Origin of the sequence: Brachyspira pilosicoli (assembly GCF_008016535.1) — a bacterium.
In the GTDB taxonomy this organism is placed as follows: domain Bacteria; phylum Spirochaetota; class Brachyspiria; order Brachyspirales; family Brachyspiraceae; genus Brachyspira; species Brachyspira pilosicoli_A.
In genome coordinates this window covers 20,178-30,486 of the sequence record NZ_SAXY01000041.1, presented here as the reverse complement: position 1 = coordinate 30,486, position 10,309 = coordinate 20,178, and the positions used below count along the sequence as shown (strand labels likewise).

The following is a 10,309-nucleotide window of genomic DNA, read 5'->3' as shown; positions in this document are numbered from 1 at the left end:
AAGAGTACACGGCATAGACGAAAGAGAATTTTATTCACGATTAAATAAAAATATCACAGTAGAATTATTGAGAGAAAAATTAAAAGAATATACACATTTTTATAACAATCAAAGATTGATTTCTTCGCTAGGTTATATTACAATCAAAGAAAGAATCAAAAATATTATAGCAAGTAAAAGTACAATATCTATGGCTCCATGACATTTTTCTTATTTTTTTAATATTATCTGCTCATTCCCATTGGAAACATGTCTTTTTTAAGGTAAGTATTATAAATATTCATTATTTGCAATGTAAGTCCTATTGCAATGCAAGATTCATCTACATCAAATAAACTGCTATGAGCATTAGGCATTGTTGCTTTTTTAGTGTTTTTAGCCCCAAGATTAAAAAATGCTCCCGGTCTATTTAATACAAAATAAGAAAAATCTTCAGCACCTAAAGATGGTTTTCTATTTAATACTTTTTTCTCTCCCAATAAATTTATAGCATTCTCTCGTATAATATCAGCAGCCTCCTTCCAATTAACTAAACTTGGAAAATAAGTTATTTCTACAAACTCAGCATCTGCTTCCATTGATATAGCTATGTTTTTAATTATTTTTTTTATCCTGTTCATTATGTTATTAATAGTAGTGTCTTTTAATGCTCTAATAGTACCATTCATTTCAACATAATCGCATACAACATTTGTAGCTTCGCCTCCATGAATAGTGCCAATAGTTATAACAGCATTTTCTCCTATATGTGTGTTTCTGCTTATAATGGTTTGTATTGCATTTATGATGTTTGCAGATACTACTATAGCATCTACTCCGTTAGCAGGATTAGCAGCATGAGATTTTTTACCATATATTTTGATTTTGAAATCTAAGCAGCTAGCATTAACCACACTATCAGTTATTTCTATATTACCCACATCAGTATTAACATCTACATGAAGTCCATAAATAATATTAACATTATTCAAAGCATTTTCTTTTATCATATTTAAAGCTCCGCCTGTTGTTTCTTCTGCAGGCTGAAATATTAATCTTATATTACATGGAGGAGTAAAATTTTTATCCTTGTTTGAAAATATTCTTGCTATCCCCATATTTATTGCAGTATGCACATCATGTCCGCAAGCATGGCAAACTCCTTTATTTTTTGAAGCATAACTGCAATGTTTTAAATCTTCTATAGGTAAGGCATCTATATCTGCTCTAAATGCAATAGTAAAACTTTTATCTTCTCCTTCTATATCTGCTACAATTCCTGTATTTGCTATTTTTGTTTTATGTTTTATTTCATGTGAGTTTAAATAATTTGATATAAACTCCATTGTCTTATATTCTTCATTACCTAATTCAGGGTATGAGTGTATATGTCTTCTTATGTCTATAATCTCTTTTTCTATTTCTTTCACTTTATCTTTGATATTATCTAAAATATTAGTTGCTTCTTTTTTCATAAAACTACAACCCCTTTTAAAAAATTATTATATATAGTTATATTATAAACTATATTAGTTTTTTTGACAAACTATATAGTTTATAATATAATTTTCAACACAATTTATTGTATGGAGTTTTTTATGAAACCTATTATCGGTATTAGCGGAAGTATACTAGCTATTGAAAATGATGGAGTTTTTTCTGGTTATGAGAGAGCTTATGTTAATGATGATTATATACTTTCTGTTACAAAGGCAGGAGGTATACCATTTATTATTCCGATAATAGATAATGATGATGATATAAAAAAACAGATTTCTCATGTAGACGGAATTATTTTATCTGGAGGATATGATGTTGATCCTATATATTGGGGAGAAGAGATTAGCTCTAAACTAGAAAGAATATTTCCAAGAAGAGATGAGCATGAATTAAAAATAATAAAATATGCTTTAGAAATGAAAAAACCTATACTTGGTATATGCCGAGGCTTACAAATTCTTAATGTTGCTTTTGGCGGAAGTTTATATCAAGATTTGTCTTTTATAAAAGACTGTTATATAAAACATTCTCAATCTGCTAAACCTTATGAACCTACACATAATATTACAACTAAAGAGGGCAGTATTATCAGAGAAATATTAGGCGATAGTTTAAGGGTTAATTCTTTTCATCATTTAGCTATTAAAGATTTGGGTAAAGGATTAATTGCTACAAGTTATTCTGCAGATGGTGTAGTTGAAAGTATAGAATATACTGAAAACAGTAATTTTGTGCTTGGTGTACAATTTCACCCAGAAATGATGCATTCTCATTATGATTTTGCTTTAAATATTTTCAAGAAGTTTGTATCTGTTTGTAAGAAATAATTTTTAGGTATTTTTTTAAAAGCAGAAAGTATTTATTTTTTAATAAAATATATTAAAATTATAAATAGATATATTTTATATTATAAATAGATATTGTTCTTTTTGTATTTTCTTTGTTTTGAAGATATAGCAATTATTAATAATAGACAAGCAAATAATAAAGAATATAGCTCTATTACATTTTCTGCTGTTATATAGCAGTCTACAAATATTATTTATTATATTATAGTAGCTAAATCTTGCATAATAAAATAACTTATTGTTGTATATTCAATATAGATTATATATTATTGCTGAGGTGCTATATATTTATCAATGAACAAAGAAAAAGATGAAGTGAAAAATATGGTTTTTGTGATATATTAGAAAATTAAACCATAATTTTTTCTTTCTGGTGTAGAGGTTATAGACTTGGAGGCGGCTGTAGAGTTAGTTATGGAAAATTATATATATGCTGAGAGGGGTACTAGACCTATTATATTAGTTAGTGATAAAAAAAGAGAATGCTGAGAATATTTTGAGAAAAGGCGTATTTATATCTTAGTTTAAGATTATTTGATACAAAAAACAATTATAGTAACTTTTTACTATTTTTTTTAAATTATGGAAATGTTATATATAGAAGCAATTTATAATATTTCCATTTTTATTAATGTATTAAAAAACATAGGAGTTTATTATGGATATTGTTTCAAACATAGTAGCGAAGGTGAACAGTATTTTATGGGATTATCTGCTTATCATTATATTATGCGGAAGCGGAATTTATTTCACTATAAGACTTAAGTTTGTTCAAATACTTAAGTTTAAAGATGGTTGGGATAGAACTTTTGGAAGTCTTTCTTTAAAAGGTAAAGCTGCTGATAAAGAGGGTATGAGTTCTTTTCAATCTTTAGCAACTGCAATTGCTGCTCAAGTTGGTACTGGTAATTTAGCTGGTGCTGCTACTGCTTTAATTTCTGGAGGACCGGGGGCAATATTTTGGATGTGGGTATCTGCTTTCTTTGGTATGGCTACTATATTTGTTGAGGCTTCTTTAGGTCAGAAATATAAAACTACTACTGAAGATGGTCATACTATAGGGGGACCTGCTTACTATATTACTGCTGCTTATAAAGGTGCTTTGGGTAAATTTTTAGCTGTTTTATTTGCCATATTTATTATATTAGCTTTAGGTTTTATGGGTAATATGGTTCAATCAAACTCTATATCTGGTGCTTTTGTTAATGCTTTTCCTACACTTAAGCCTATATATGTTGGTATTATATGTGCTGTAATAGCTGCTTTTATATTTATTGGCGGTTTAAGAAGAATAGCTTCATTTACAGAAAAGATTGTTCCTGTAATGGCTTTGTTTTATATTATTGGTTCTATAATTATTATAATAATGAATATTAAAAATCTTCCTAGTGCTATTGTTTTAATATTTACATCAGCTTTTAATCCTCAAGCTGTTATAGGCGGAGGATTGGGTATAGGTATACAGCAAGCTATGCGTTTTGGTGTTGCTCGCGGTTTATTTTCTAATGAAGCTGGTATGGGTTCTACTCCTCATGCACATGCTTTAGCTAAAGTTAAACATCCTTGCGAACAGGGTGTTGTTGCTATGATAGGAGTATTTTTCGATACATTTGTTGTTGTTACTTTTACTGCTTTGGTTATATTAACTTCTAATATATTGCAAACTAAGATTTATCCTTTAACTTCTGCTTCTCAAATACCAGAAATATTAAAAGGTGTTGGTTTGCCTCAGGAAGCTTTTAGAATGGGTTTCGGTTATTTTGGTGTAATATTTGTTGCGGTATGTTTGTTCTTCTTTGCTTTTACTACTATAGTAGGTTGGTATTTCTTTGGAGAACAAAATGTTAAATATTTGTTTGGTATAAAAGCTGCTAAAGTTTATGCTGTTTTAGTTGTTGGTTTTGTACTTTTAGGTTCAGTTTTAAAAGTTGATTTAGTATGGTCTTTAGCTGATACTTTTAATGGTTTAATGGTTATACCGAACCTTTTAGGATTATTAGCATTAAGCGGAGTTGTTGCTACTTTGTTTAAAGAATATAATGATTTGAATAAAAAATAATAAATATAATTTTTTAATCTATTAATAAAATGTCTGGTAAGTTTTTATTATCAGGCATTTTTTATTAATATATTATAGATTATGATATTAAAGTTAATTTATATATTAGTTTTATATTTTATATTTGCTGTAGTTATAATCTTATTTGTAATTAAAATTATATTCAATTCTTTTTTACAAACTTTTTTATTTGTCATCAGATTTTTTTAGTTTATCTCTATGGCTTCTATAAATTATTATAGGCATATCTCCTTGTATCAGTTTTTCTTCTTTCATGCCTAAATATGATTCTTTTGAGCTTTGAGTTTTTACTACATCTTTATCTTGCTTTAATACATAAGCTGAGAATTTTTTACCTATAAAGTTTACTATGTTTTTTATTATAGGTATGTTTACAAGTTTTTGATAAAATCTAATGTAAATAACACTGTTCTCATCATCAACAGGGGCAAACAGTCCAAATACTCTCATTTTATCAAATATGTAATTCTGCCAAATATTAGGAAAATAAAAATATAAAAAATATTTAAAATCTTCTTTTTTCATTTCTGAAGCACTTAAAGCTTTTTGACCACTGTCAATTACATTGTTTACATAAAACTTTAATATATTATTATCTTCATCTATCTCTACTAATGGACCATTAACTAAAGTTTTATTTCCTTTGCCTATTGTGTTGTAATGAACAAAAGAAATATGCACTACATCAAGCTGATTTTCTATGCATCTTGTATAATGATTATGCCACTCATCTCTTATAGTGGAGTAGGAAAACTTTTTATCTTTCAAATCATCTGGAAACATTATTTTATCATTAATTTTATCTTTATCTCCATACCATAACCATATTAAACCATAAAGCTCTCGCACCTCATAGCTTTCAACAAAAAATCTTTCATCAACTTTAGTATTCTTTCCATTAGCAGGAATTATTACAACTTTGCCGTTTTTGTTAAATTGAAAACCATGAAAAGGGCAAGCTATATTATTACCGCATACTTTTCCAGAGGATAATGAAGCACCCCTATGGCAGCATTTATCTTCTATACAGCATATATTATTATTTTCATCTCTCCAGAACACAAGATTTTTATTTAATCTTTTAGCGAAGAGAGGCTTGTTTTTCTTTATTTCTTTAGAGTCTAACACTCCATACCACATATTGTATATCATATGTTTGTCCTTAATTTAATATCAATATTTCATAATTATATATCTTTATTTTAATAAATAAACATTTTATAAGATGAATTTTATAATAAATTATAGATGTATTATTAATTTTTTTGTTATATAAAAGCTTTGTAACTACAGCAAGCAGGATTGTTTATTTATACAAATTTAGAAATGAAGATGGTAATATTGCTTTATATATAAAAAAGCAAACTATAGTTTTTTTGATAAAAATGTATTATATTATATATATTTAGTTTTAAGGATTATTATATGAGCAAAGAAGAATCAGTAAAAATGTGCTCTATAGGAGAGTTGTTAAAGTATAATTTTGTTATACCTAGTTATCAGAGAGGGTATAGATGGAGAGGTAAAAATGGTGAAGTTCAAGCTTTATTAGAGGATATAAAAGAGTTTATAGAAAATAAGAAAGGATGTGAAAAGTATTGTCTTAACCCTATAGCTGTAAAAGCTATAAAAGCTGTAAAAAAAATAATAATGAAGAAAGATATAATTTAGTAGATGGTCAGCAAAGATTAACTACCATCTATTTGATATTAAAATATTTAAATGAAGATAATAATTTTAATATTAATTATGATACAAAAGAAAAAAACAAAGATTTTTTAAAAGATATTAATGAAAATACATTAGAAAAAGATTATAAACAAAACATAGACTATTATCATATTTTTAAAGCTTATAAATATATATATGATTGGTTTAAAGAAATAGACAAAGAAAAATTTAAAGAAAACTTATTAAATAATGTAAATATAATATGGTATAATGTAGGTGAAGATGATGAAAATGAAGTTTTTCAAAGACTTAATGCTGGTAAAATAGCACTTACTGACAGTGAATTGATAAAGGCTATATTTTTACATAAATCAAATTTTAAATAAGAAAGCAGCAACAATAAAAATGCAGGAGAATCAAAACAAGAAGAAAGCAATAATAAAAAAAAGCTGGAAGAATTAAAACAAATAAATATTGCCAATCAATGGGAAAATATAGAAATAGAGTTAGAAAACGATAAATTCTGGTATTTTATTTCCAACAATGATAATAATAATATCCGAATGGATTTTCTATTTAAATTAATTTACGATATAAAACAACGAAATAAAAATACTAATAATACAGAACGTGAAGTATTTGAATATTTTTATAAAGAGTTTAAAAATAATCAAAATAGTTTAACTGAAAAATGGAAAGAGCTTTCAAAATATTTTTATATTTTAAAAGAATGGTATGAAGATGATGAATTATACAATAATATAGGTTATTTAATAGCCTCAGGTTCAAGAGAGTTAAAAACTATTTTATCTTATGCAGAAGATAAAAAACTAAACAGTAAACAAGAATTTTATACTCAAATAAAAAAAGATATAAAAGAAAGTATTAATGCTAGTACTTATCAAAAATTTAAAAATAATATAACTCAATTAGAATATAAAAATGAAAAGAAAAATAATAATGAACAAATAAAAAAAATATTATTGCTATTCAATATAATAGAAAGCTCCAAAGAAAATACAAGATTTCCATTTGATAAATATAAATTTGATAAATATAAAAAAAAGATAATACAATCTTTAGAGCATATACATGCCCGTGCTTCAGAAGATTTAGATAATAATGGAAAAGAACAATTTATTTTAAATAATATTGAGTATGTAAAAATAATGTTAAATAGTAAAATACATGATGAATCTAATAATAGTTTAAAAGAAATAAATAAAAAAATACAAAATATAAATACAGAAAAAATTAAATCTAATTTAGAAGAAGTATTTAGTCTTATAAAAGAAGGAATAGAAGAAATATATAACGATTTTGAAGATATTAATAATATATCAAATTTGGCTTTAATAGATAAAAATCACAACTCATCATTAGGAAATAGAATATTTCCAGCAAAATTGGAAAAAATAAAAGAGCTATTAAAAAATAATGACTATATACCTATAGCAACAAAAAATGTGTTTTTTAAAAAATATACTCAAAATGCTAAGGATATATTAATGTGGTCCCAAATTGACAGGAATTCTTATTTAGAAAATATAATTGATTCAATAGCTGATTATTTGGAACTAAAAAAATACAAAGGATAATATTATGAGTGAAAATAAAGAAAATAATAAAAAAAATTTTATATCATTATTAGATAAATATAAAAATAATGTTGTTGTACCTATTATACAAAGAGGTTATGCTCAGGGCAGAAATACTAAAGAAGCAGAGAAAATAAGAGATAATTTTTTAGATGTTATTATTGATTTTTTATCAAACAATAAAGAAGAGTTAATATTAGATTATATATATGGAGTAGAAGATAATGGAGTTTTTTATTTATTAGACGGTCAGCAAAGGCTTACAACATTATTTTTGTTTCATTGGTATTTTGATATTAATGATAAAATATTAAAAAGGTTTACTTACGAAACTAGAAACTCATCAAAAGATTTTATATCATTTTTATTAAGCATAGAAGAAATTGATTTAAAAACTGATGAAAAATTATCTAAGGAATTAAAGAACAATATTAAGTTTTTAAACTTCTGGGAAAAAGATACAACAGTTAAAGGAATGCTTCAGGTAATAGATGATATTCATGAAAAAGTTAAAAATAAAGAAAATATTTATAGCAGTAAATTAAATAATATACAATTTTACTGTGAATATATAAAAGGCGATCCTGATGATTTGTATATCAAAATGAATTCAAGAGGAAAGCAATTAACTGATTTTGAAATATTTAAATCAAAACTTGAAAAATTCTTAGATGAAGATGAAGAAGATAAAAATGTTCAAGGATTTGATAAAAAAATAGATATAGATTGGACAAACTTTATATGGGATTTTATAAAAGATAAAAAAAGCGATGATGAAGGTAATAAACTTGATGATTTATTTATGAAACTATTTCGTTTTATTTTTGAAATGCTTTATTATTCTCAAATAGAAATTGTTGAAGATACTAGAAAACTACAAATAGAAAAATCCAATTTAGAATTTTTTGAATTATTTTTCAGTCATATAGGTGATGAAAAAAAAGAATATATAAAAAAATTAAAAGCAAATCCTATAGAAAACAAAGAAGATAAAAAAACAATACTAAAAGAGAATATAAATTTCATTATTAATATATTTGATATACTTTCAGAACTTAGAAAAGATAGATTGAATGAATTATTTAGTGATATATTTTATTATAATGAATCAGAAAATAATGATAAATATAAATATGAAAAAATTTCTACATTTTATGATAATTTAAATGTATTTAATAATGATGATAATTTATTTGAATTTACGAATAATATAAGAAAACGTATTTTGATATTTTCTGTATTCAAAATATTTATAAATGAGAAAAATATAAAAAATATAAATGACATAAAAAATAAATACTTTAATAAATTAAGGCTAATAAGAAATTTATTATATAATACCAATAACTTATCAAATAATAATATATATTATCAAATGGAGCTGATTGATAGAATCATTAAAGAAAATGAAATTACAGTTATAGAAGATCAGCTATCTGATAAAGAAAAGAAAATAGAAAAGACTTTATTTACAGATAAATTGGTAGAGTCTGAAAAAAATAAATTAACTATATTAGAAAATACTGATGAAAATACTAGAAAAAGAATTTACGCTTGTGAGAATAATGTATTTTTACAAGGTAATATTGATTTCTTATTAGACAATATAGATAATGAAAATATTGTTGATGTAGTAAATTATATTTTTACCAAAGATGGATTTAATAAAGAAAACAATTATTTAGTACATAGAGCCATATCTACATTTATTGAAAAAAAAGATTTTATTTTACTTAAATCTAAAGGCAGTAATAAAGATTTAATAGTAAATAAAAAATATATGTTAAATTTTATAACTGATTTATTGTCTCGCATAGAAAATAATCAAGTTGTAGATTATATAAGATCGTTAACTAATATGATTAATGAATTTAGTGATGAAGATGATTTTAGATTTTATATAATAAAAGAATTGCAATATGAAGACAGCAATAAAAATATTATTAGAACAAGTCTATATGATAATAATTATATAAAAGATAGTAGTTCTATTGATAGCAAATATATTTATTATTATAATCAAAGGGAAAGTTGTTGGGATATATCTCTATCAGATAAGATATATACTATTTTTAATTTATTTAAAGATAATAGAGATAAAGAATTTGAATTATATTATCTATATTATCCATATAAAAGAGGAGAATGTTATAATGAAAAGTTAAATGATTGCAGTAGAATATTAAGATACGGAGATAAAAAATTATTATATTGTTATGAATGGGTTACTTTAGCTAAAGAAATAAAAATAGCAGGTGAAGAAGTTTTAGTTGGATTTACCACAGATGGTTATTATCTTGAATGTGGTTTGAGAAAGAAAACACCTTATGACGATGAGAAAAGGACTAGAAAAGTTTTAAGAAAAATAGAAAATGTAGAAAAGAAAATCAATTTTGAAGGATATGAAAGATACACTAATAATATTTATTGGTATTATTGTAAAACATGTAATAATATATCCTTATTAAAAAATGAATATAAAATGTTAGAATCTATTATAAAAGCTTTTTCTTAAAAAAATAATTAGTGATAATAAAGGGAGTTTAACTTAATCAAAAACTAAGCTCCTTTTTTGGTTGGATAGAATGAAGTAATCACAGCGGTGCTAAAACTATACAAAAATCAAAATAAAA

9 protein-coding genes are annotated in these 10,309 nt (G+C 24.4%); 7 read left to right on the top strand and 2 right to left on the bottom strand.

What is annotated here, in order from left to right; genetic code table 11:
- A partial coding sequence (locus EPJ72_RS13025) for an IS3 family transposase (RefSeq protein ID WP_158636870.1) occupies nt 1-202 on the top strand: 202 nt, incomplete at its 5' end.
- A 22-nt stretch (nt 203-224) separates the two neighbouring features.
- Here EPJ72_RS13025 and EPJ72_RS06535 read toward each other — a convergent pair.
- Nucleotides 225-1,454 (bottom strand): M20 metallopeptidase family protein, encoded by a 1,230-nt coding sequence (locus tag EPJ72_RS06535; RefSeq protein ID WP_147731396.1) that lies wholly within the window; start codon nt 1,452-1,454, stop codon nt 225-227.
- Between the two features lie 123 nt (nt 1,455-1,577).
- On the opposite strand from EPJ72_RS06535, the gene EPJ72_RS06530 reads away from it, so the two are divergent.
- Both EPJ72_RS06530 and EPJ72_RS06520 read left to right on the top strand, forming a co-directional pair.
- Complete coding sequence (locus tag EPJ72_RS06530; protein WP_147731395.1) at nt 1,578-2,306, top strand: gamma-glutamyl-gamma-aminobutyrate hydrolase family protein; 729 nt, start codon at nt 1,578-1,580, stop codon at nt 2,304-2,306.
- 679 nt (nt 2,307-2,985) lie between these two features.
- Nucleotides 2,986-4,386 carry an alanine/glycine:cation symporter family protein gene (locus tag EPJ72_RS06520; RefSeq protein ID WP_147731394.1) on the top strand — a complete coding sequence of 467 codons (1,401 nt, stop codon included), beginning with the start codon at nt 2,986-2,988 and terminating at the stop codon, nt 4,384-4,386.
- Nucleotides 4,387-4,572: 186 nt separating this feature from the next.
- Here the strand turns inward: EPJ72_RS06520 and EPJ72_RS06515 are convergent, their stop codons facing one another.
- Nucleotides 4,573-5,559: an aromatic ring-hydroxylating oxygenase subunit alpha gene (locus EPJ72_RS06515; protein WP_147731393.1), complete on the bottom strand. Its 987-nt coding sequence runs from the start codon at nt 5,557-5,559 to the stop codon at nt 4,573-4,575.
- 273 nt (nt 5,560-5,832) lie between these two features.
- On the opposite strand from EPJ72_RS06515, the gene EPJ72_RS06510 reads away from it, so the two are divergent.
- The 4 genes from EPJ72_RS06510 to EPJ72_RS06495 all read left to right on the top strand — a co-directional run bounded on the left by EPJ72_RS06510 (nt 5,833) and on the right by EPJ72_RS06495 (nt 10,191).
- Entirely contained in the window at nt 5,833-6,078 is a 246-nt protein-coding gene (locus tag EPJ72_RS06510; protein ID WP_147731392.1) for a GmrSD restriction endonuclease domain-containing protein, read from the top strand.
- A gap of 26 nt (nt 6,079-6,104) precedes the next feature.
- Nucleotides 6,105-6,464, top strand: coding sequence for a GmrSD restriction endonuclease domain-containing protein (locus EPJ72_RS06505; protein WP_242004944.1), 360 nt, complete (start codon nt 6,105-6,107; stop codon nt 6,462-6,464).
- A gap of 177 nt (nt 6,465-6,641) precedes the next feature.
- On the top strand, nt 6,642-7,676 hold the full coding sequence (locus EPJ72_RS06500) for a hypothetical protein (RefSeq protein WP_147731390.1): 1,035 nt from the start codon (nt 6,642-6,644) through the stop codon (nt 7,674-7,676).
- 4 nt (nt 7,677-7,680) lie between these two features.
- Complete coding sequence (locus EPJ72_RS06495; RefSeq protein WP_147731389.1) at nt 7,681-10,191, top strand: DUF262 domain-containing protein; 2,511 nt, start codon at nt 7,681-7,683, stop codon at nt 10,189-10,191.
- Nucleotides 10,192-10,309 lie beyond the last annotated feature (118 nt).